Annotated in this window: 18 protein-coding genes and 1 tRNA gene; 6 read left to right on the top strand and 13 right to left on the bottom strand. The window is 37.4% G+C overall.

The window, feature by feature from the left end; translation table 11 throughout:
* Positions 1 to 13: 13 nt before the first annotated feature.
* Genes AAC026_RS09865 through AAC026_RS09815 form a run of 11 tightly spaced genes read right to left on the bottom strand, consistent with a single transcriptional unit; the run spans position 14 to position 13,872 of the window.
* On the bottom strand, positions 14 to 598 hold the full coding sequence (locus AAC026_RS09865; RefSeq protein ID WP_339697448.1) for a cytochrome c oxidase subunit 3: 585 nt from the start codon (positions 596 to 598) through the stop codon (positions 14 to 16).
* Positions 598 to 1,500, bottom strand: a complete 903-nt coding sequence (cyoE, locus tag AAC026_RS09860; protein ID WP_339697446.1) for a heme o synthase — start codon at positions 1,498 to 1,500, stop codon at positions 598 to 600. The genes AAC026_RS09865 and cyoE overlap by 1 nt, the downstream gene beginning before the upstream one ends.
* A 4-nt stretch (positions 1,501 to 1,504) precedes the next feature.
* Entirely contained in the window at positions 1,505 to 2,554 is a 1,050-nt protein-coding gene (locus tag AAC026_RS09855) for a COX15/CtaA family protein (RefSeq protein ID WP_339697444.1), read from the bottom strand.
* The gene (locus tag AAC026_RS09850; RefSeq protein WP_339606189.1) at positions 2,535 to 4,409 is read right to left on the bottom strand and encodes a cbb3-type cytochrome c oxidase subunit I; all 1,875 of its coding nucleotides are present in this window, start codon (positions 4,407 to 4,409) and stop codon (positions 2,535 to 2,537) included. The genes AAC026_RS09855 and AAC026_RS09850 overlap by 20 nt, the downstream gene beginning before the upstream one ends.
* 22 nt (positions 4,410 to 4,431) lie before the next feature.
* A complete protein-coding gene (locus tag AAC026_RS09845) occupies positions 4,432 to 5,466 on the bottom strand; it encodes a cytochrome c oxidase subunit II (RefSeq protein WP_339697442.1) in 1,035 nt (344 codons plus the stop codon).
* Between the two features lie 18 nt (positions 5,467 to 5,484).
* Positions 5,485 to 6,906, bottom strand: a complete 1,422-nt coding sequence (locus tag AAC026_RS09840; RefSeq protein WP_339697440.1) for a quinol:cytochrome C oxidoreductase — start codon at positions 6,904 to 6,906, stop codon at positions 5,485 to 5,487.
* Positions 6,907 to 6,925: 19 nt separating this feature from the next.
* A complete protein-coding gene (locus AAC026_RS09835) occupies positions 6,926 to 7,543 on the bottom strand; it encodes a cytochrome c (protein ID WP_339606186.1) in 618 nt (205 codons plus the stop codon).
* Between the two features lie 13 nt (positions 7,544 to 7,556).
* Positions 7,557 to 8,090, bottom strand: a complete 534-nt coding sequence (locus AAC026_RS09830) for a DUF3341 domain-containing protein (protein ID WP_339606185.1) — start codon at positions 8,088 to 8,090, stop codon at positions 7,557 to 7,559.
* Between the two features lie 2 nt (positions 8,091 to 8,092).
* Positions 8,093 to 9,457: an NrfD/PsrC family molybdoenzyme membrane anchor subunit gene (nrfD, locus tag AAC026_RS09825; RefSeq protein ID WP_339606184.1), complete on the bottom strand. Its 1,365-nt coding sequence runs from the start codon at positions 9,455 to 9,457 to the stop codon at positions 8,093 to 8,095.
* A 19-nt stretch (positions 9,458 to 9,476) separates the two neighbouring features.
* Positions 9,477 to 12,593 carry a TAT-variant-translocated molybdopterin oxidoreductase gene (locus tag AAC026_RS09820; protein WP_339697438.1) on the bottom strand — a complete coding sequence of 1,039 codons (3,117 nt, stop codon included), beginning with the start codon at positions 12,591 to 12,593 and terminating at the stop codon, positions 9,477 to 9,479.
* Between the two features lie 37 nt (positions 12,594 to 12,630).
* A complete protein-coding gene (locus tag AAC026_RS09815) occupies positions 12,631 to 13,872 on the bottom strand; it encodes a cytochrome c3 family protein (protein WP_339697436.1) in 1,242 nt (413 codons plus the stop codon).
* 610 nt (positions 13,873 to 14,482) lie between these two features.
* On the opposite strand from AAC026_RS09815, the gene AAC026_RS09810 reads away from it, so the two are divergent.
* Together AAC026_RS09810 and AAC026_RS09805 are read left to right on the top strand one after the other, a co-directional pair.
* A tRNA-Pro gene (locus tag AAC026_RS09810) sits at positions 14,483 to 14,556 on the top strand.
* Positions 14,557 to 14,794: 238 nt separating this feature from the next.
* Positions 14,795 to 16,813 (top strand): hypothetical protein, encoded by a 2,019-nt coding sequence (locus AAC026_RS09805; RefSeq protein ID WP_339697434.1) that lies wholly within the window; start codon positions 14,795 to 14,797, stop codon positions 16,811 to 16,813.
* A gap of 48 nt (positions 16,814 to 16,861) precedes the next feature.
* Here the strand turns inward: AAC026_RS09805 and AAC026_RS09800 are convergent, their stop codons facing one another.
* Positions 16,862 to 17,095: a helix-turn-helix transcriptional regulator gene (locus tag AAC026_RS09800; RefSeq protein ID WP_339697432.1), complete on the bottom strand. Its 234-nt coding sequence runs from the start codon at positions 17,093 to 17,095 to the stop codon at positions 16,862 to 16,864.
* A gap of 307 nt (positions 17,096 to 17,402) precedes the next feature.
* Between AAC026_RS09800 and AAC026_RS09795 the strand changes: the two genes are divergently transcribed.
* The 4 genes from AAC026_RS09795 to AAC026_RS09780 all read left to right on the top strand — a co-directional run bounded on the left by AAC026_RS09795 (position 17,403) and on the right by AAC026_RS09780 (position 20,534).
* The gene (locus tag AAC026_RS09795) at positions 17,403 to 18,056 is read left to right on the top strand and encodes a tetratricopeptide repeat protein (protein ID WP_339697430.1); all 654 of its coding nucleotides are present in this window, start codon (positions 17,403 to 17,405) and stop codon (positions 18,054 to 18,056) included.
* Between the two features lie 680 nt (positions 18,057 to 18,736).
* Positions 18,737 to 19,672 carry a hypothetical protein gene (locus tag AAC026_RS09790; protein ID WP_339697428.1) on the top strand — a complete coding sequence of 312 codons (936 nt, stop codon included), beginning with the start codon at positions 18,737 to 18,739 and terminating at the stop codon, positions 19,670 to 19,672.
* Between the two features lie 7 nt (positions 19,673 to 19,679).
* Positions 19,680 to 20,225 carry a hypothetical protein gene (locus AAC026_RS09785; RefSeq protein ID WP_339697426.1) on the top strand — a complete coding sequence of 182 codons (546 nt, stop codon included), beginning with the start codon at positions 19,680 to 19,682 and terminating at the stop codon, positions 20,223 to 20,225.
* 36 nt (positions 20,226 to 20,261) lie between these two features.
* On the top strand, positions 20,262 to 20,534 hold the full coding sequence (locus AAC026_RS09780) for a hypothetical protein (RefSeq protein WP_339697424.1): 273 nt from the start codon (positions 20,262 to 20,264) through the stop codon (positions 20,532 to 20,534).
* An 85-nt stretch (positions 20,535 to 20,619) separates the two neighbouring features.
* On the opposite strand, the gene AAC026_RS09775 is transcribed toward AAC026_RS09780, so the two are convergent.
* Entirely contained in the window at positions 20,620 to 21,894 is a 1,275-nt protein-coding gene (locus AAC026_RS09775; protein ID WP_339697422.1) for a tyrosine-type recombinase/integrase, read from the bottom strand.
* Between the last annotated feature and the right edge of the window lie 408 nt (positions 21,895 to 22,302).

The raw sequence follows: 22,302 nt of genomic DNA, 5'->3' as shown, positions 1-22,302 counted from the left end.
TAATAGGTTCTAGTTAATGGTTAAGTAATAAAAATATAAACAAGTATATCCAAAGTCCGCCTAAGAAGTGCCAAAACGTTGAACACATTTCCATGTTCAACATATTCTCAGAATTCACCTTTAACTTGAAAGACGAAATTAATAGATATAAAAGATAAATCACAGCAGCTACTAAATGTAGACCGTGCAAACCTGTAAAGATGTACAAGAAACTTCCAGCAGGATTACCCACGAAGAATACACCTGCATCAACCATTTGTCCCCAAGCCATAAACTGCCCAATAAGGAAAGCCATACCCAGAACAAAAGTGATACTCAAAGCTATTCGTACTTTTACAAAATCGTTCTTTTTAGCAGAGAGATATGCCCAATGCATAAAACCACTGCTTACAATTATAATTACTGAAGTAGACCAAAAGAGAGAAGGCAAGTCATACTCTAACCAGTTTCCACTGGCCTGCCTTACAATATGAGCGCTAGTAAAAGCAGCAAATATCATTACCACGGTTACGATGAACAACCACATCGCAAATTTCTTTGGATGCATTGAAAGCGGTTGTTCCACTTGGCTATCTACAAATTGATAATTCTCTGTCATTATTTCACCATGTCCAATAGATAAGCAATTTGCACGATCGGTAAATAGAGAAATGAACCAAACATAATTCTCAATGCTGATTTTCTCGATGGATCGCGCATCAACTTAATCGTCTGCGCCAAAAACAAAACCCCACAAATGGTAGCCACTACTCCTGAATTAATTCCGGTAATTCCAAAATAGGTTGGTAATAAGCCCAACGGAATCAGAAATAGCGTGTATGTCATTATTTGAAAAGCCGTCTTCATGTCCTTCTCTCCTTTTACAGGAAGAAGCTTAAAGCCTGCTTTTTTATAGTCTTCATCGGCCACCCAAGCAATCGCCCAGAAATGCGGGAACTGCCAAATAAATTGAATACCGAAAATTATCATTGCTTCATGGCTAATCACTCCCGTAGCGGCTACCCAACCCAATAACGGAGGTAATGCACCAGGGAAAGCTCCCACAAAAACAGCAATTGGGCCAACTCTTTTCAACGGTGTGTACACAAAGCTGTATAACACCATAGATAAAACAGCCAGACCTGTAGTTAACAAGTTAGTAGATATGTAAAGCACAAAGACGCCAGCTACAGCCACTATCGCAGCAAACCACAAGGCTTCATTATTCGAAAGTCGATTAGTAGGTAAAGGACGATTCTGCGTACGTTTCATCATTGCATCATAATCCTTTTCAATTACTTGATTGATTGTGCAAGATGCTCCAGAAACTAACCAGCCCCCAATAAACAACATTGTCAACTGAGTCCAGTCTACATTGCCGCCCATGGCCAAAGCATAGCCAAAGGCAGAAGAGAAAGCTACCAAAAGCGATAGTCTCATTTTAACCAACTCTAAATAAGCCTTGGCTTTTTGAGCGATTAACTCTCCTATTCCAATATTTGCAGAATTACCTGATATCATTCAGTTAACTAGTTTGTACTCTTTTATTTCCTAGCAGCAACAGCACATAGTACTGTACTCCGATAATTAATGTTCCTAACAACAAATGTATTGGCTGAATAGCCGCTGGCATTCCAAAGTATGCCATGATCACTCCACTTAAAACTTCTGCGCCCACTATCCAAAGGATAATCGCTCCATAGAGTTTTAATTTTTTAGGAGCATCCTTTTTCAACTTCAATAACCATATCAAATAAAGGTGCAAACCCAACAGTAAAATAGAATATGACCTATGAACTAAGAACTCCATTCCAAGTTTCGATATCCATTCTGACCTAGCAAAATGATCTGATAAAAGATCTATGCTTTCTCTTACCTGCGTGCCCATTACTATTTGAGGCAATGTAGCTATAAGACAAATCATTAAAACAGCTCTAAGCTTACCAGTTCCTACTAGGTTTAGATTAAGGATTTCTCTCTTCGATCTGAAATAAACATAGATCAAAAGACATACGATCAATAAAGCGAGTAACATATGAACCGTGATCATCCAGTGTAGCAAGTTTGTACTTACCACAATAGAGCCGATCCATCCTTGAAACCCTACCAATACAAATGCAATAAAAGAAAGAACGGTAATGGTTTTATCAGATTTCCAGTATCGGATTGACATTACAAATGTTCCGAAAACCAAAAGGCCGATAACCGCACCAACTAAGCGGTTAATGTATTCTGTTAATGTTTTTGTAGCATTAAATTCCTCTTCAGTCAGAATATCAGGATCATTTAAAATCTGATCAGCCAACTCGTCAAAACCAAATGCCGTGAGGTAACTTACAAACCTCTTATTCTTATCTGCCCTTTGTTGGGCATAAACTTCTTTGTAATCAGTTGGAAGTTGGCTAACATCCGTTGGTGGCACCCAACTTCCAAAACATTTGGGCCAGTCCGGACATCCCATTCCCGACCCAGTGGTTCTTACAATTCCTCCAATTAAAATCAAGAGATAAACCGCAATTACCGTAACGGCTGAAAACCGTCTAAAAGCTCGTCCGTTAGTGACCTTTTGATTCATCAATTACGATCTCACTAGCCATCTCCTCTTTCTCAATTGCGATCATATCATTCTCATGCGGAAGATTTGAATCCATAGTTTCTGAGAAAGGTACGGTTTGAAGAATGAAATCTTCAGCTGCACCTGGCTTAGAGTAATCGTAAGGCCATCTGTATACTGTTGGGATTTCTCCTGGCCAGTTGCCATGCCCTGGAACTCTCGGTGTTGTCCATTCCAATGTGTTAGACTTCCACGGGTTAAGTGGAGCTTTCTTACCTCTAAATATGCTGTAGAAGAAGTTGAAAAGGAATACAAACTGACCAAAGAATGTCAATATAGCGGCCACACTAATGAAAGCATTCAAGTCTGTAAACCCGCTGAAAGCCTCAAAGTTGGTGAACGAATAGTATCTTCTTGGGAAACCTGCAATTCCAATATAGTGCATAGGGAAGAATACAGAGTAAATACCAATAAACGTAAGCCAGAAGTGAATGTAACCCAGTTTTCTATCCAACATTCTACCAAACATTTTTGGGAACCAATGGTAAACCCCAGCTAGTAGTCCGAAAGAAGATGCCGCTCCCATTACCAAGTGGAAGTGAGCTACGACAAAATAAGTATCGTGTAATTGAATATCAATTGCCGAGTTACCTAAGAAAATACCTGTAATACCACCCGAAATAAATACCGACACCAAGCCAATAGAGAATAGCATTGCAGGTGTAAATACTATGTTTCCTTTCCAAAGTGTTGTCAAGTAGTTAAATACTTTTACCGCAGAAGGAATCGCGATGATCAATGTTAGGAACATAAAGATTGACCCTAAGAAAGGGCTCAATCCAGACACGAACATATGGTGTGCCCAAACTACGAATGATAATACTGTAATTCCCAACATAGAAATAATCATGGCCTTATAACCGAAGATTGGTTTTCTAGAATTGGTTGCAATAATTTCAGATGTAATACCTAAAGCAGGCAACAATACAATATATACTTCTGGGTGACCCAAGAACCAGAATAAATGCTGATAAAGGATTGGGCTACCACCTACATTTGGAAGTGCCTCACCTCCAATATAAATTTCTGATAAGTAAAAAGATGTACCGAAACTTCTATCGAACACCAATAATAAAGCTGCAGCAAATAGTACTGGGAACGATAAAACGCCAATTACGGCTGTAAGGAAGAAACTCCATATTGTAAGAGGTAACCTTGAGAAGGTCATCCCTTTAGTTCTTAAGTTGATAATTGTAGTGATGTAGTTAATACCACCCAACAATGAAGAAACGATAAAGAACACAATTGCAGTAAGCCACAAAGTCATTCCAAGTCCAGAACCGTCCATTGCTTGAGGCAATGCACTCAGTGGAGGATAAACTACCCAACCACCAGAAGCAGGTCCTGTTTCTAGGAACAAAGAAATAAACATGATTACACTGGATAAGAAAAAGAACCAGTAAGAAAGCATGTTCATAAAGCCTGAGGCCATATCTCTCGCTCCAATTTGTAATGGAATAAGGAAGTTACTAAAGGTACCACTCAAACCAGCCGTTAGTACAAAGAATACCATAATGGTACCGTGCATTGTTACCAAGGCCAAATAGAATTGAGGATCTAAACTACCTTCTGGTTGAATCCATTTACCTAAAAGCGGTCTTAACCAAGATAAGTCTGCTTCAGGGAATCCCAATTGCAATCTAAAAATCGCAGAAAAACCTGCTCCAATTATTGCCCAAATAATACCCGTAATCAGGAATTGCTTGGCAATTGTTTTATGGTCAAGTGAGAAAATATACTTTGTGATGAACGTTTCATGATGCTCGTGATCGTGATCATCATGCGCGTGTGCATCAATATGTGTTGCTGTTGCCATCTTAATATATTGGTCTTATTAATTACTCGTTAATGCCCGCTGTAACTACGGCCAACTCTTTCAAATTCTCAGGTACCTGAGACATGTAATCTGGATGTTTTGACAACCAAGATTTCTGTTCAGCTTTCCATTTATCGTATTCTTCAGGTTCTAGAACCGTCACAACTTTTCTCATTGCAAAATGAGAGGTACCACAAATTTCGGCACAAGCCAGTTCAAAGTTGAATTCAGGATTGTTTTCCTCAATTCGCATTTCTTCCGTTGTTTTATTCGGAACAAACCAGAACTGAGTAGGCATACCAGGAACAGCATCCATTTTCAACCTCATATGTGGCATATAAACACTATGTAATACGTCCTTTGCTCTAATTTTCAATAATACAGGTCTTCCTTTAGGAAGTACAATTGAATTGTTTTCGAAATCGTCAAAGTTGTTTTTATCTGTAAAGTCAACCCCCAATTGATTCGTAGCATCGATTAAACGGTAATCATAAGCTCCAACTTCATTGTCCATTCCACCGTAGCGAATTAACCATGTAAATTGTTGTCCTGTGATTTCAATTTGCTCTGCATCCTCAGGTGCATTACTTGTAATGTCAGACCAAGCTGCAAAACCAGAAATTACTAACCATGTCAAAACAATGGCTGGTACGCCAGTCCACAAAAGCTCTAACTTATTGTTATGCGGATAGAATTCAGCTCTATTACTTTCTCTATATCTATACTTATAAGCAAATACAAAAAGTAAAATGTGTGTGATTACAAATACAATTCCCGTAATCCACATTGTTCTCCAAAACAACTTATCGGTAATGATACCGTGATCAGATGCTACAGGAGGATCATAAGAATCAAAATATGCATATGAATACCATGCCATTAACCCAAAGAATAACACCATGAACACCACCATAAGAATGGCGTTTACATTATTACTCGCAGTTATTGATTTCTCCTCAGAACCTTTAACAACACTGATCAATCTACTTACTCTGAAGATCAACAACAGGATCGCCAGTACTAAGAAAATCGCTAAAACTATATAAAACCCGAACATATCTTTAATTTACTCTTATTAAATATGATGATGTTTTGCCTCTTCAAGCATTGGATGATTTTTAGCCACCAACGCAGACTTTGATAAGGCTGTTAAGGTGACAAAAACAAACGCTACTCCGAATACTAAGAACAAGCCAATCTCTGTAAGACCAAATGCTCCATTTTCACCTAAAGTACCTGGTGTTACCATTAAGTAGAAATCGATCCAGTGGCCACCTAGTATTACAATACAAACGATTTTCAAGAATACATTCAATCGTTTTGCATCCCTTGTCATAAACGTAAGGAGAGGGAAAATAAAGTTCAATCCTAGATTAATGAAGAAGAATGGTGCGTATTTATCGCTTAATAATCTTTCTACAAAGTATACTGATTCTTCAGGAATGTTTGCATAGTAAATCAATAGGAATTGAGAGAACCATACGTAGGTCCAGAAGATACTGAAGGCAAAAATAAATTTACCCAGATCGTGTAAGTGATTAGCTGTTACTTGCGACAAGTAACCTGCCTCTTTCAATAGAATGGTTACTAGTGTAATAAAGGCCAAGCCTGTTACCCACCAGCTAGCAAACACATACCATCCAAACATGGTTGAGAACCAGTGAACATCGATTGACATGATCCAGTCCCAAGCTGATACTGATGAACTCACGGCAAAGAATACTAAGAAAATTGCTGAGAATTTTCTGATTTTAAACCAGTAGCTATCTCCACCCAATTCATCTTCGGCCAAAGCCAAAGACTTAATTTTTTTGAACAACCAAAACCAAACTCCGAAGAACAACACCATTCTAAGGATAAAGAAAAGAGGGAAAGAACCTCCTTCTAATGGAAGGAAGAAATAACTGCTCTTTCCAGCAATCAAGGCATCGTAATGAGGATTCAACTCTCCACTTGGTAGAAACTCATTGTACAAGTCGCTATGCGTCCAGTGGAATATATCATGACCAAAAATCATGAATGTACCTATCATCAATAAAAAAGCATAAGGTAACCAGCTTCCCATGGCCAACGGAACTCTTAATAAAAAGGCCGACCATCCCGCCTGTGAGGCATATTGAAGGGTAAAGAAGAATATTCCTATAATCGCTAATCCAGCGAAGTAAACATTGTTGATCCAAAGGTTAACACCAAGCCTTTTCAACCAACCACCACCGTGATCTGCCTCTCCTGCTTCGTGCCCATCACCAGAATCGTCTGATATCATTCCGCCATGAGCGTCATTGTTATCACCATTATGATCTTCGCTAGCGTTTGTCTCGTGATCTCCAGAAGATGGAGCATCATGCTGCTCTGTTCCTTCATGGTCTCCGGCTTCAGCCTCATGACCACCACCCGGAAATATTGCACCAACAAGCAGCAATACAAACCCAATGATGGCTACGATATATAGCTTCTTTTTTAAGCCTGTCGTAAATTCAAATCTTTCTTTTGCCATTTTTTAAAAAATTTGGGGGTTACTGCTTTTGCAATTGTTTAACATACTTCACAATCTTCCATCTTTTTTCAGGGCTAATCTGAGAACCATGAGCTCCCATTCTTCTTATCCCATAAGTAATTACATGGAATACATGCCCTTCTGAAAGACCTCTCTGAGCTGGTGCTGTGTAAGGTGGAACACCTTGAAAAATAGGTGATACCTTCCCATCGGCCTGGCCGCTTGGGCCATGACAATGGTCACAGTACAGTTCGTATAGTCTTTTACCTTCCGCTAATATTTCTTCTGTTTCAGGAAGTGGATTTTCAATTAGACTAGCTGCTTCGATGTCGTCTTTTCCTAAACGATAAGGAAGAACTCCGTCAGCAGTACGTCTTACTGTTCCAGCTACTGGTAACTTGACATTCTGCTCGTAAGCGTTGTTTGGGTTAGAGTTATAAAACTCTCCCAATCCATCTTCTCTATTACTCAACCATTCGCCTCTATCTTTATCCTTGATTTGCGTCAATGGCTCGTAAGGTATTGAATGATACATTTGAGGTGCATATTCTGTACCTGGGTTATCGCCACTAGCATTACAAGAAGCCAGAGCAAAGATCGCTATGAGTGGTAAAAATGCTTTCAATCTATTCAACATGATCATCTTTAGCTTAGTCTTCAACTTCTTTATCGTTCACTTCAACAGCTCCTGAATCTTTCAATACGCTATTGATTGTTTGAGCATCCACAGATTTGTTTTGACCTAAATCAATTGCCATTACATGCTTATCATCTGTAATTCTCAAATCAAGCATTTTAGGGTCTTTCCATGGTTTTAAATCACTACTTACGAAGAATGTACCTACCATACCAAAAGCAGCCAGTAAAACCGTTAGCTCAAAAGTTACAGGGATAAAATCTGGTAGTGGAGTAAAGTCTTTACCACCAATAATCATTGGCCAATCTACACCTAGCATCCAAAATTGCATGGTTAGTGCCAAACTGGTTCCTAGTATACCAAACATAAAGGCCGCAATAGGAAGTCTAGATCTTTTATAACCTAACTCTTCATCAAGACCATGCACAGGGAATGGAGAATATACTTCGTCAATCTTGACACCAGCACCTCTCACCTTTCGTACTGCACTTAATAATACGTCCTCGTCATCAAAAACCCCGAGAACAAAGTTTCTAGAATCGCTCATAATTATGCAGTCTGTTTTTCTGATGAAGATTTCACAATACTTTTAATTTCAGCCATGTTCACCACTGGGAAGAACTTAGCAAATAACAAGAAGGCTGTAAAGAATAGCCCGAATGTAAACAAGTACACTCCCATATCATAAATCGTTGGGTAGAACATAGCCCATGAAGATGGTAAGTAATCTCTATGTAATGAGGTTACAATAATTACAAATCGTTCGAACCACATCCCAATATTTACAATAATGGAAATAATGAATGTAGCTGTTATGCTTGTTCTAATTCTCTTAGACCAGAACAGTTGTGGAGAAATCACATTACAAGTCATCATAGACCAGTATGCCCACCAGTAAGGCCCTTGCATTCTGTTAAAGAATGCATATTGTTCTGCAGGAACGCCAGAGTACCAAGCCACAAAGAACTCAGTAATGTACGCGATACCTACAATTGAACCTGTAATGGTAATTACAATATTCATCAAGCCAATGTGCTCAATAGTAATGTAGTCTTCTAACTTAAATAGTCGTCTGGTTACTAGCATCAAGGTCAATACCATTGCAAATCCAGAGAAAATCGCTCCAGCCACAAAGTATGGAGGGAAAATCGTAGTGTGCCATCCTGGTATTACTGAGGTTGCAAAGTCAAATGATACAATTGTATGTACTGAAAGTACGAGTGGTGTTGCCAAACCAGCCAAAATCAAAGATACACTTTCGTATCGGCTCCAAGCTTTAGCAGCGCCATTCCAACCAAGGCTTAGTGCTCCGTAAATTTTCTTTCTTACTCCTGTAGCTCTATCTCTAATGGTAGCAAAATCAGGTACAAGACCTATATACCAGAACACAAGAGATACAGAGAAGTATGTAGAGATTGCGAAAACGTCCCAAAGTAGAGGAGAGTTAAAGTTTACCCAAAGCGAACCAAATGTGTTTGGTAGAGGTAAAGCCCAATAAGCACCTAACCATGGTCTTCCCATGTGAAGTACAGGGAACATTGCGGCACATATTACGGCAAAAATTGTCATGGCCTCGGCAGCTCTGTTAATTGCCATTCTCCACTTCTGACGGAAGAGTAAAAGTACTGCGGAAATCAAAGTTCCAGCGTGACCAATACCTACCCACCATACGAAGTTGGTAATATCCCAAGCCCAACCTACGGTTTTGTTCAGTCCCCACATTCCAATTCCTTCCCAAACGGTAGCGGCTACAGCGATGAAACCAATGCCAAAAGCAGTTAGCGCCATACCCATACCCAATAACCACGATTTGGTTGGTTTGCCTTCTACCTGCCTGCAGATATCCTCGGTAACGTCATGGACAGTCTTACCGCCTGTTATCAAAGGTGTTCTTACTGATGAAGTAACCTGCATAGTGTATCTCTTTTAAAAATTAAGCTTCAGTTGATTGTTTTTCCTTATTCCTGATTTTGGTGAAATACCAAACGTTAGGGTTAACGTTGATCTCTTCCAACACGTGATAAGCTCTGTCTTCTTCCACTACACGCTCAGTTGCTCCTTGACCATCTTTTTTCTCTTGAATTTTCAAAGCTTTAGAAATTCTAGAGTTTTTGTCGTTCAAGTCGCCAAAGATTATTGCATCTGCAGGACATGCCGAAGCACAAGCCATGTTGATTTCTCCATCTTTAGGTCTTCTATCTTCGCGTTTAGCAGCAAGTTTGCCAGCTTGGATTCTCTGCACACACATTGAGCATTTCTCCATCACACCTCTTGCACGAACAGTTACATCTGGGTTCAATACCATTTTACCCAAATCGTTGTTCATTGAAAGGTTCTTATCAAACTTCGTATTGTCGTGATATTTGAACCAGTTAAATCGTCTTACTTTATAAGGACAGTTGTTAGCACAATATCTTGTACCGATACATCTGTTATAAGTCATTTGGTTAAGACCTTCTGTACTATGCGTGGTAGCTGCTACCGGACATACAGTCTCACATGGAGCATTATTACAATGCTGACACATCATTGGTTGGAAAGTAACTTCAGGATTCTCAGAAGCTTTTTCCAAAGCAATCAAATCATCAACTGGAGCATCAGAGCTATAGTATCGATCAATTCTGATCCAAGCCATTTCTCTTCTGTTCAATACTTCTTCTTTTCCAACTACAGGAATATTATTCTCTGCCTGACAAGCAACGGTACATGCTGAACAACCTGTACAAGAGTTCATGTCAATAGCTAATCCCCAGTGGTGATTATTATATTCATGTCCTTTCCAAAGGGTGATTTTTGAAGGTTGAATGTACTCTCCTTCTTTGTAAATCTTTGGATACTCTCTACCTGCCTTAGTGTCTTTTTTATAAGCACTTAATGTAGATTCCTGAATTACATTAGTTCTACCCATGTAAGTCTGGTGTGTTTGCGTTTGTGCGATTCTATATGATTCGCCAGTTTTCTCAACAGAAACTCCCGCAAATACTTCATAAACATTAGCACCATTCAATTTGGTAATGAAAGGATAGGCATTTACACCCACTTCGTTCCCTACTCTACCTGCACTAGTTCTTCCGTAACCTAAGGCTAAACCTACAGTTCCAGCAGCTTGTCCTGGTTGAATCAACACAGGTAAGGTTACTGAAGTATTTCCAACTGTAAGATTCACTTTTTCAGTAGTGCCATCATCCATTTTGATGCCCCACTCTTCGGCTTGTGCCTGAGATACTGTTAAATAGTTATCCCAAGTTGTTTTTGTAATTGGGTCTGAAGCCTCTTGCAACCAAGGGTTGTTGGCCATCGATCCATTTCCAATTGTAATTTTCTCGTAAAGCGCCAATTCAAGGCCTTCTCCGTTTCTCTTATAATTTTGAGCTATACTAGTTCCTGCAGCAGGAACAGCACTAAAGTCAAAAGTATATGCTTGAGAGTCTCCTCCTGTTTCAAGTACACCATCAAATAAAGTCTTGTCCCAGAAAGTCTGGAAATTAGAAGTATCTGATTGTTTTGTAAAGAAGTTCTCTCTCCAGTTATCTTGTAGATATGTATAATACTCAACGGTTTTACCAGACCACTTTAAGAAAGTTTCTGGAGCCTGACGAGTATCGAAAATCGGTGCTATTGTTGGTTGAACTAAGCTGAAATGACCAGTTCTTATCTCTACATCATTCCACTGTTCTAAGTAATGGTGATCAGGAGCAATATAATCTACCAAAGCAGCTGTTTCGTCCATTCTATCTGATGTAGAAACCTTCAGCCCTACTTTAGATAAACCAGCTTGTAATGCTTTACCTTCAACAGAATCGTAAACCGGGTTACAGTTAAAGAAAACTACAGCACTTACTAAACCAGCATTAACGTCTTTTACAAAAGAGCTCATTGCTTGATCATCTCCTTGACGGAAGTGTAGTGGTGCATTCACATTAATTGTAGCACCATAGTTACCAAGCATGGTATTGATACCATTTACTAATACCTGAACAACAGGATCATTAGAACCAGAAACTAAAAGTCCTGCTCCTCTGTTTGTCCAAAGTTCGTTGATCACTGAATTTAAGTGAGCTACATCACCAGCGTTTCCACCATTCACTTTTTCTTGTCCGGCTTTAGCTGCAATACCATTATATATGGCTGCTACTAACGGCCCTACTTGTGAAGGTCTAATGCCTGTTCTATAATCTGCGTTTGCTCCTGTTAATGAAAGGTTAGACTCAAATTGGTAGTGTCTAGACATTTCACGGTGCTCCGCGCTAATTTTTCTTGTTTGTGAATATTGCTTCGTGAATTCAATTGGTGAAATCCAAGTACCTAAGAAGTCAGCACCTACACTTACAATTGTTTTCGCTTTGCTAAAATCATATGAAGGAACCATTGAAGTTCCGAATGATCTTCTATTTCCTTCAGAAATACCATAAGCTGAAGATGAATCATAGCTTACATGCTGTGCTGTAGGATAGGTAGTCGAAAATTCGCCAATAGCTCTTTTTGTAGTAGGACTCAAAACAGAATTACTAACAATTCTAATCTGACCACCTTTGGCAGAAATTTCATTCAATTTGGCAATTACTTCTTTGTCCAAAGTATCCCAATCCGTTTTCGATCCAGCCTTTTTAGGCCCTACAAGTCTTTCTTTATCGTACAATGAAAGTACAGAAGCTTCTACCTGAGCATTGGTTCCTCCTTTGGTCATTGAAGAAAACTTATTTCCTTCAATTTTAATAGGACGACCTTCTCTTGTTTTTACTACTACACTCACAGCGTCACCGCCATTTACATAGGTAGATGCATAATAATTAGGAATAGACGGATCTACATCAACAGGCTTGTTCAAGTAAGGAATTGCCTTCCTTACTGGAGCCTCACAAGCTGCTAAAGAAGCTGCTGCGATACCAAAACCCATTAATTTTAAGAAGTCCCTTCTGTTACTGCTTCCTTCACCATTTTCGTTGATAGGAAGGTATTCTGGAAATTCCTTCTCGGCATTCTTAACAAACGAAGGTTCGTTAGTTAACTGCTCTATCCCTTTCCAGTATGTTTTTTGATTTTCTTTCATTGTATATCAATCAGAAATCGAAATTCTATTCAATAAATTAATAGTGACATTTAGCACATTCCAAACCACCGATATCGGCTACTTTCATTGGTGTTTTTGAGGTTGCATTGTGCATCTCTACCAACTTATCATAGTATCCGTTACCCTGCGTATTTACATCTGTATTTCTATGGCAGTCAATACACCAGCCCATTGTTAATGGAGCAAACTGTTTAACAACCTCCATTTCTTGAACCTCACCATGACATGTTTGACACTCTATTTCTCCTACTGTTACGTGTTGTGAGTGGTTGAAATAAGCCAAATCAGGTAGGTTGTGAACACGTACCCATTCTATCGGCCTTCCGCTCTCTTGAGCAGCATATAATTTTTGAATCTGAGGAGAATCTGTTTTAATCTCACTGTGGCAGTTCATACAGATGTTCACAGAAGGGATGTTTGCATTCTTTGCGATTTCAACTCCTGTATGACAATACTGACAGTCAATTTCATAAACACCAGCGTGCAGCTCATGTGAAAAAGGAATTGGTTGTGTTGGTGCGTAGCCTTGCTGTACTCCTACTGTATAAAGACCATCAATTACATTCTTAGCAGCCAAGGCTACCACAAGGAAGGTAATAATACCAATAACGGTTGGGCTCTTTAAAAAAGCGGTAACACTAAATTTTTCGTTTACGATTTCTTCATCGTCACTGCTAAGCTCTTTTTTATCTCTTAAATAACGACCAACAAAATTGATGATGATGACCAATACTATTAATAATAGTACCAACACCACAATCAAAGTAGCCATGATTACATTAAGGTATTCAGAAGGAACACCACCTGATTGAGCAGGCACCTCACCATTTGTCGGATTCTCAACGACCTCGACAGGAGGATTTTCTTCGGTATGTCTTACATAAGACAGAATAGCTAATATCTGATCATCAGCAAGATCGAAGGACTGCATTACAGCACCATTATACTCTTTAATAAGTGATACGGCTTGGGCATCCCCACTTTCAGCTAAAGCTTGAGAATTTCTTACCCACGAATAAATCCAGTCAAGTTCTCTTCTATCATAAACACCAGCCAATGCAGGACCGACAACCTTCTTGTCTACGGCATGGCATGAATTACAGGCGTATTCTTTAAAGAGACCTTCTCCATTTTTGATGATTGCTTCATCGGTTGGAATTTTATCTCTCTGGGCAAGGGTTTCTTGGCCAGAAAAAACAAAACAACATACAAACAAGCATGCTGTAGTGAAGCGGACTAGTAGTTTTTTGGATAACATGTAATCAATAGTTAGAGTCACAGATTGTCTCATCACGTAAAATCGAGACAAAGGTAGTATCGGAATGCCTTATTTCAAACTAAAGTTTAGATACCGCACAAGTGGTTAAAACCAATTAACAGCACACTTACTTCATTCATTAACAGTTATTTACGTGCATAACGAATGGCATCCATTTATTTAGAACTATTATAAATAGCTTCAATGAAGAAAATTAACGTAACCCTGTAGACAAAACGGTTTTTACAAGCAATATCTAAAGATTTAACTAAGCTATTATTTATACTAATAAACCTCCACTATTCATTCTATTCGCTGATTCAGCTATCTGATTGGCTTTCAGTCTAATTATCAATTCAAAGCTCTAAGCCCAATGCAGCACTACTTCTGAAGATAGCTATTGACCTTATTTTTAAGGGGCCAGAGGCACTTACCAACATTTCTTTACAACTCTATAAAAAAAGTAACCAGACGTATTGCCTAATAAAAATTATCTCTATATTTGCACTCGCAATTGAGACAACGGCCTCAAAAAGCAGCTAAAAAAGGTCTTGATTTACTAAAAAAGACTAAAAGAAATTGGGGTTCGAACTCCCTTAAAACAAAAGTTCGGGGTGTAGCGTAGCCCGGTATCGCGCCTCGTTTGGGACGAGGAGGTCGTAGGTTCGAATCCTGCCACCCCGACATTAAGAGCCTTGCAAATTGCAAGGCTCTTTTGTTTTTAGACCTTTCAGTTCCCTGAAAGTGCTTTTCTCTCCTTTTCCATGAAGTCACTTGGTACTAAAAATCTTAAGTAGTACCACTTTTTACGTGGCACTCCTCTAAGTTAGGCAAAACTATGTTGGGTACAAAGGAAGATTCACCACCAATACTTAACCTATTTATCATTTGAAATAAAATTTGATATAGTACATTAGATACTATGGTTAAGAAATTAATAATCCCTAAAGGTGAAGAATATCTAATAGCGGCATTAGATGAACTCAAACACCCCTTCTTCAAAAAAGGTGATGGCCTGCCTCATGGCATAATAGATAAAAGATACACTGGCATTGGAGCTACTACCCTACAATTAACCTCTAATACAAATACAATCCTTGTCCTTCCCTTTGTGAGACTTGCTGAAGAGAAAGCAAACAACCCCGACTTCAATGCTCATTATTGCAAAGCTGGATATGGCTTTGAAAAAAACATTCAGAAATATATTGAGTCAGATATTGAGCCCAAAAGACTAATAATTGTAGCGGATAATCTACATAAGCTTCCTGAAGTTCTTGGGGAAGACATCTACGATAAGTACCAAGTGGTAATTGATGAATGTGAAATTCTACAAACACAGTCAGGGTTTCGAAATGTACTACCAAGATGCATAGATGAATTTTTGAAATATTCGAAAAAGACTTTAGTCTCAGCAACACCTATTTATTTTACAGACACCAACCTTGATAGTCTTCCTAAGATTGAGGTTCAGAGGGAAAATGAGGCTAAGAAGAATCTAATTCTTATCAAGGCAGTAGACCCATGTCACTTTGTATCAAAAAAAATAATAACATCCACTAATAACAATAAGAATGAGAAATTCTTGATTGGCTGTAACAGTACAAAAGGCATTAAAAATATTATTGAATATTTAAGTACATCAGGTTTTGATAAAGTTAAAGTATTGGCTTCCGATTACACACTAAAAAAACTTAAACCAAAGTATAGTGGAGAGCTTAAAAACTTCAAATTACCTGCTCAGGTGACCATCTGTACTTCGGCATATTATAGTGGACTTGATATTAAAGACAAATTCCATTTAGTTGGTGTGAGCTTAGATGAAGAGATTCACCAAAGTTTCTCTGTTGAATCATTTGTTCAGTTTGAAGGAAGAGAAAGAACGGACTCTATAATAAGTAGGGCTCTCGTTGTAAAGTCTCCATTTGACCACTCTTGTTTTGAATCAATCCCTACAAAGGAACAATTGAATGAAAAATTCAAAAGCTTAAATAATGTGGTTGACAGTGTTAACAAAATCGAAGGTTCATTAGATAGAAAAGCAATAGCTGAAGCCATAGTCAAAGCAGAACTCGACATTGATGGACTTTATTACTTGAAAGAAGGAAGTTTACTAGCCAGTAACCATCTAATTTATGACTTGCTCAAACATGAAAAGGGAAAGGATCTAGCATTCAAAGATGATTATCGTGAATTAGAAATAAAGCTAGCCAGTAGATTTACTATAACTAAAAAAATCAGAGATAAAGAAATTGGGCCATATCTGAATTTATCAAAGTCCTTAACCCTTAATGAATACTTAACTCATATTACTGAGTTAATTCCAAGCCAGCCTCACACTCTATACTCAATAGCTAGGGCAAATAACTATGACAGCAAACTGAGAGGTATTTGTTTATCATTTTTTATTGGTTTTCATGAGTATGGAATCAATGGGCGAATGATAATTCAATTCCTCAAAAATTTAATTAAAGAATATAATGACAATCATGCCAATGTTAGCTTCTTAAGATTCATTGAGATAATAGGTTTAGCTTTCTCATTGAATAAGACGGGGAAATTAAAATCTATTTTATCTAAGCTTCAAGGTTTGAAAAAGCCTTTATCTGCAAAGGATATTTGGTTAGTTTTTTCAGAAGTTATTGAAACGAATGAATTAAGTTTTGGCACAAACTCCAGTCCGAAATACAATGAAGTATTATGCCTTTTTAAGATTGCTTTTACTCATGAAATTAAATCAAAAAAATATATCGTAAAAGGTGGTTTTTTTCCCTTCTTCCATAAGTATGAGGTAATCAACCATCGTTTAGAAAAAGATAGAGACTTAAAACCAACTGTTTACTTTGGAACTAGATTTATCTCCCGTTTTATTGGTGAGGTGGAAGAAGGTATACTTATGGATAAATTAGGATTAGATGTTATAATCGAACTTTCAAAAAGTTAAGAGAGGGGTGAATTTATAACTTAATGAAAACCACCCCCCCCTCTATTTTCAATCATTATCCCGATTGAAAAGCTCCACCACTTTAATCTCTAGAGCATCACTAATAATAAAAATGGTGTTTAATGTTGTATTGATTGCCCCAGTTTCTATTCTGGCAATCTGAGAAAGTGACAGCCCTGATTTATGAGAAAGCTCCTCTTGAGTGATGCCTAGACTTTTACGTACCCCTGCAAGTTGCTTTCCAAACCTTATTAATCTCTCTTGGTCTACATTACTTCTCACCCAGCGAAACTGGATAATCAGAGTTTATAATGTTATCGCATTTATGCTATATTTGAACGTAGAAGTGGTTAAACACCTTATTAATAGACCAATTCAGTATTCAGATTAAGCAGAGCCTACTATTAGGTATAGCACTTTCTATAATATTTGAGAGCATGGACTTATTCTTAATCATACCCCTCCTAACATTTAGATGGGGAAAGCCCCCCGCGAGTTCACTCACAGAAAATCTAAAACAGATATGAAAAAAATTAAAATTAGCTATACGAAAAAACTGAGCCTCTCAGCATGTTTTTGTATTTTAATAATGAGTCAAGTAGTATTTGCTCAAGAGCTTGAAATTGAAAAATCAGCAAAAAAGGAAAGTAAGGAATACCAATACTCATTAGGACTTAGCTTTTATCATGGAAGGTATGGCCTAGATGTAAATAAACAGAAAGCCCTTTACTGGATAAAAGAATCTGCCAATAGTGGTTATTCAGAAGCCTGTCTTGAATTAGGAAGGTTTTATAGTAAAGGAGATATTGTTACTCAAGATTATTATCAAGCCTTTGATTGGTTTAAGAAGTCTTCAGAATACGGTTCTGTAGAGGGGCACTATCAATTAGGTATTTGCTATCAACTGGGAGAAGGAACTTTAATCAATCCCAATAAAGCTTTTGAAAACTTTCTAGTAGCAGCCAAAATGGGATATGATAAAGCAGCCTATAATGTCGGGATCTACTATTATCGAGGCTTGTTAGGCAATAAGAGTTACTCTTCTGCTTTAGAATGGTTTCAAAAAAGTTCTGACTCCTTCCCTGATGCAAAGTACATGCTAGGAGTAATGACTTTCTATGGCCACGGCACTAATGAAAGTAAGTCTAAGGCAGCAAGCTTAATAAAGCAATCATATGAGGAAGGATATTTAAAAGCTAAAGAGTTTTGGGATGAGAATGAACTTTGGAGGTACACCAATTAGACCTTTATGTTGTTCCTGTTGGTCACAAGTAGACTTCAATCGTTAAGACACTTTAGCAGGTAATATGGCATAAAAAAGTGTCCTCAGACAGGCTACATTCATAAAAAGACAAATCCCACACCTTAAACCATTTCATAAAATAAAATAGTACAGTGAAGTATTTTTATCTCCTTTTGCACTCATGAAGTATTAGAGCGGAATTGGTGTCACAGTACCATTTTATTTTCTTCACTATTTAGCCCACACACAAAGTCCATTTGCTTTTTATTCCATTTGCTGTCTTGTGGGGACTTTTTTATAGCTACTCCCTTTTCTCTTTAGTTTAATTTATTGCCTCCGGCAGATGGGATAAAGAAAAAACCGTAGCTCATAATTTTTGCTCGCCTGCTGGCTCAAATCCAACCTTCAATCATCTTGCTCACGCAATCTTCCTCTTGAAGGAGTATTTTCACACTCGCAGTGGCTTCGCGTGCTAGTATTTAAGATTTCCACTAGAAATTCCATTAGACTCCAAAAGGCTCAAGGCCAACGCTAGAATGAATAATATTCATTGCCAATGTTTTGGAGCCATTACATAATGGCTATCCCATTTAGAATGGGACATTGACTCATTGGAATAATGAGAACTATTATAATTTTTTATCAAAAATAATTTATATTTAGAAATAACTTCGAACCTTATGAGTCATAATCTTTTTTTAGGCATGTATACTTTTGCCATTAAACAATTCAATACTTCTAATTCTGATAAAGTAGAAGTAAATCAGTTTTTAAGTGAGGCCTACCCTAATAAGGAGCCAAAATTCTCTAAGGGTTTTGTTCAAGATATAATCAACTTACTTGAAGAAAAGGCTTTCAAGAACACGAGGAATACTCACGGTGCTACTCTTGCTGACAAGAGCCTAAATAATGAGTCTAGAATACTTGATCTCTTAATAGATGGTGGATTAACAGGTATAAAGCAATTTATAATTGATGAATCAGGTAATAGCGAACCCTTGTCAGACAGTGACATAATTGGTCCTAAATTCTATTGCCGCATATGGCTTCCTGCTAAATCATATAATGGATACCTCTTTATTCAAAAATATGGTTCATTAAGCATCAAACCTATTTTTGATGATATTTTGAAGAAAGTATTAAAGCGACATAACTTTAACCTAATTAATTCATCCATTCAGCCCACAACGACAAAAGCTAGAATGAAAAAGTTCTACAAATACTCAACTCTACGAGATGTTATAGTTGTAAGTAATCAAAGTAGTAACTCTACAGGGCCAGCAAAAGCTTCTAGTGCAGTTTTAAGGCTAAATAATTTCCAATCAATTGGGAATAAACAAATTGATAGAGCAACAATAAATGCTGCTATGCAGGAACATGGCTTCTCAATGGGCAACAGGCATTATCAAATTAAAGCAACCTACGAGAATAAGTCTGAAGATTTCAAAGAAGAAAGAACCGTTATACTAGATTCTAGTGATGAAACAATCAATGTCATTCCTAACATCAGAATACCAAAGGATTGCATTGACAAAGATAACTATCCAGACTTTCAGAAAATGAAGGCTTTTGTGGATCAAGAAATGTTACAAGTAAAGTTAGAGGCCAAACTATAGGTTGATAATGTTAGATTTCCGTGTCATTCTCGATATTAGAAAAGATGCCCTAAAAAGCATGAAGTGTGATAGTGATGACGTCAAAATTTCATCACACTGGAAGAGATTTATTTTTATATCTGTATTCCACTTAGTCCCAGTAATGATTTGTGTTATTGCTTGGACTCAGGAGCTAAAACTAACTACATTAGAAAATTACATTGGGTCTGGAATAGCTATTTTCACTGGACTATTCTTTTCTCTCTTATTGAGTATAGGAGCTAAAATTAGAGATGAAAAAAACAATCCTGACAAGGATGATAATAACTTCATGAAGTTCAAGAATAACATGAAACAGATAGCTAATATTACCTTATACGTAATAGAAATCGGAGTTCTCATTTTCATTATTCTATTGTTAAATTCACTTTTCAAAACTGATGAGTACCCAATAGTAGAAAGGATTTTCACAATGCTGGCTTTGTTTTTCTTAGCTAGATTTCTCACTTCTCTATTCTTTATGATCCAAAGGTTCTATCATGTAATGAGTGATGAAATCAATAATATTTTATAAAACATTAATAACACTATAAAAGTAAATAATTTAGAAATGGGGAGAATAACTATTGAAAGAGAATTACCAATAGAGGATGATGGTTTTGATTACAGAAATCATCTATTCAGTTTACTCACTGAATACCTAATAAAGCACACAAGTGAAGCTTGTAAAAATCTTCCTGAGGAAAATGAACTACACCCTCAATTTCAATCTGACTCTTTGTGGAAAGATGAAGAAACACAAACATGGATTGCCTCTGAAATGAAAATGATAGAGCAAATAGCTGTTAAAGTAATTGAGGATATGAATACCCCAAATATCTGACTTCAGTATATCAATACAATTCAAGCTCCAATAGGAGCTTTTTTAGAGATATTTACTTCAGAAGTAGAGCATTATTTTACTTTAACTAAAACCTACTCATAGACTCAAACAAATGATTGTCATCTAGTTTAATATACTTCTTCATCGTCTCATATTTAGTATGCCCTGTCATTTCCATTATAACAGGAATGCTTACCCCTCTTTTAATACACATTGTGATAAAGGTATCTCTGGCATTATGAGAAGATAGTAATTGATGCTTCGGTAGGTTTTTAACTAAAGGAGAACCCAAGCCCGAATATTCTTTAACTTCTGTTATTTGATTAAACTTAAGAAGGTTAAACAACTCCTTAAGTCTTCTATTATAGACTTGATTACTCAATTTCAATGACGCTGTTGACCCTCCATACTTATTCAATATTTCCTTGCTAATATGATTGAGTGGAATTCTACAAAGATTATCTCTTTTAGTGTTCTCAGTCTTTGAGGGGCTTACAATAATTAGATTTTCTCTAATATTAGCTTCGCTAACATTAAATAAGTCAGAATACCTCAAACCCGTTACACAGGCAAAAAGAAAGGCATCTTTTACCTTCGTTAATGATGGTTTAGCTATCAATAGATGTTCACAATTACATAGTACCACAAACTCCTTATCACTAAGAGGCAATGGGGGTGATGAATGAGTACTTACTTTACCAAATTCAGATTTCAAGTAGTCATTTGTGAACTCAATTTCAGGGTATTCAGAAGCTCTGTTATAATAATGATTGACAAAGGTTTTAAGAGTAATGAAATGCTTCTTTATAGTATTAGGGTCATACTTGCAGCTTGACATCCATAATATCAAATCATCGGAAAACCTAAGAGTCAAATCATTAAAACGTAGTCTTTTAAACCCTTGAGAGAGTCTAAACTCCTCAAACCTCTCCATCCTATTCTTTATGGTAATAAACTCTTTGTAGGAGGTTCTTTTACACCCCAGCATCACCCTAAGCTGAATAAACCTATCCAAGTAATCCAGTAATTCAGAGTACTCTTTAACTTCTTTCTCTTTAGTTGAAGAAGGTACGAGAAGCAACTCTTGATATTTATTATCTAATAATTTATTTTTCAAGGTTGCGCTGGGGTCAGATTTTAAAACCTTAGACTTTACCTTTGACCAATTTGATGGTTTTACCTTTACAGCAGAAGAAACTCTTCTTCTAACTCTTTTACCTCCATCATAAGTAGTAAGCTCAAAATAGATAGAACAATAACCTTCCTTGTTCTTTTGCCTTGGGATAATGATGATTTTAATGTCTCTCATTTTAATACAGAAATCATGTTGAACATGATTTTCAGTACCAAAAACATCCATTTAACTAGGGTTTAAAGCCCTATGCGAATCCTGCCACCCCGACAACAAAAGCTTCTGAGAAATCAGAGGCTTTTTTGTTTTTAGGCCTTCAATATTCTAGTTAAGAGGTCATAGGTGCGCTCCGAAGTCTCGGAGCTGCCACACCGACAACAAAAGCTTCTGAGAAATCAGAGGCTTTTGTTGTTTTAGGCTTTCAATATTCTAATTAAGAGGTCGTAGGTGCGCTCCGAAATCTCGGAGCTGCCACACCGACAACAAAAGCTTCTGAGAAATCAGAGGCTTTTGTTGTTTTAGGCTTTCAATATTCTAATTAAGAGGTCGTAGGTGCGCTCCGAAATCTCGGAGCTGCCACCCCGACAACAAAAGCTTCTGAGAAATCAGAGGCTTTTTTGTTTTTAGGCCTTCAAT

The organism is uncultured Roseivirga sp., assembly GCF_963973945.1.
Classification (GTDB): domain Bacteria; phylum Bacteroidota; class Bacteroidia; order Cytophagales; family Cyclobacteriaceae; genus Roseivirga.
Note: the sequence above shows the minus strand (reverse complement) of the source record. Positions and strands in the feature narration are given on the sequence as shown.

Bases quoted from the DNA above. Each gene is read 5' to 3' on its own strand.
- AAC026_RS09865 (WP_339697448.1), bottom strand. From the start codon at position 598: ATGACAGAGAATTATCAATTTGTAGATAGCCAAGTGGAACAACCGCTT.
- cyoE (WP_339697446.1), bottom strand. From the start codon at position 1,500: ATGATATCAGGTAATTCTGCAAATATTGGAATAGGAGAGTTAATCGCT.
- AAC026_RS09855 (WP_339697444.1), bottom strand. From the start codon at position 2,554: ATGAATCAAAAGGTCACTAACGGACGAGCTTTTAGACGGTTTTCAGCC.
- AAC026_RS09850 (WP_339606189.1), bottom strand. From the start codon at position 4,409: ATGGCAACAGCAACACATATTGATGCACACGCGCATGATGATCACGAT.
- AAC026_RS09845 (WP_339697442.1), bottom strand. From the start codon at position 5,466: ATGTTCGGGTTTTATATAGTTTTAGCGATTTTCTTAGTACTGGCGATC.
- AAC026_RS09840 (WP_339697440.1), bottom strand. From the start codon at position 6,906: ATGGCAAAAGAAAGATTTGAATTTACGACAGGCTTAAAAAAGAAGCTA.
- AAC026_RS09835 (WP_339606186.1), bottom strand. From the start codon at position 7,543: ATGTTGAATAGATTGAAAGCATTTTTACCACTCATAGCGATCTTTGCT.
- AAC026_RS09830 (WP_339606185.1), bottom strand. From the start codon at position 8,090: ATGAGCGATTCTAGAAACTTTGTTCTCGGGGTTTTTGATGACGAGGAC.
- nrfD (WP_339606184.1), bottom strand. From the start codon at position 9,457: ATGCAGGTTACTTCATCAGTAAGAACACCTTTGATAACAGGCGGTAAG.
- AAC026_RS09820 (WP_339697438.1), bottom strand. From the start codon at position 12,593: ATGAAAGAAAATCAAAAAACATACTGGAAAGGGATAGAGCAGTTAACT.
- AAC026_RS09815 (WP_339697436.1), bottom strand. From the start codon at position 13,872: ATGTTATCCAAAAAACTACTAGTCCGCTTCACTACAGCATGCTTGTTT.
- AAC026_RS09805 (WP_339697434.1), top strand. From the start codon at position 14,795: ATGGTTAAGAAATTAATAATCCCTAAAGGTGAAGAATATCTAATAGCG.
- AAC026_RS09795 (WP_339697430.1), top strand. From the start codon at position 17,403: ATGAGTCAAGTAGTATTTGCTCAAGAGCTTGAAATTGAAAAATCAGCA.
- AAC026_RS09790 (WP_339697428.1), top strand. From the start codon at position 18,737: ATGAGTCATAATCTTTTTTTAGGCATGTATACTTTTGCCATTAAACAA.
- AAC026_RS09785 (WP_339697426.1), top strand. From the start codon at position 19,680: ATGTTAGATTTCCGTGTCATTCTCGATATTAGAAAAGATGCCCTAAAA.
- AAC026_RS09780 (WP_339697424.1), top strand. From the start codon at position 20,262: ATGGGGAGAATAACTATTGAAAGAGAATTACCAATAGAGGATGATGGT.
- AAC026_RS09775 (WP_339697422.1), bottom strand. From the start codon at position 21,894: ATGGATGTTTTTGGTACTGAAAATCATGTTCAACATGATTTCTGTATT.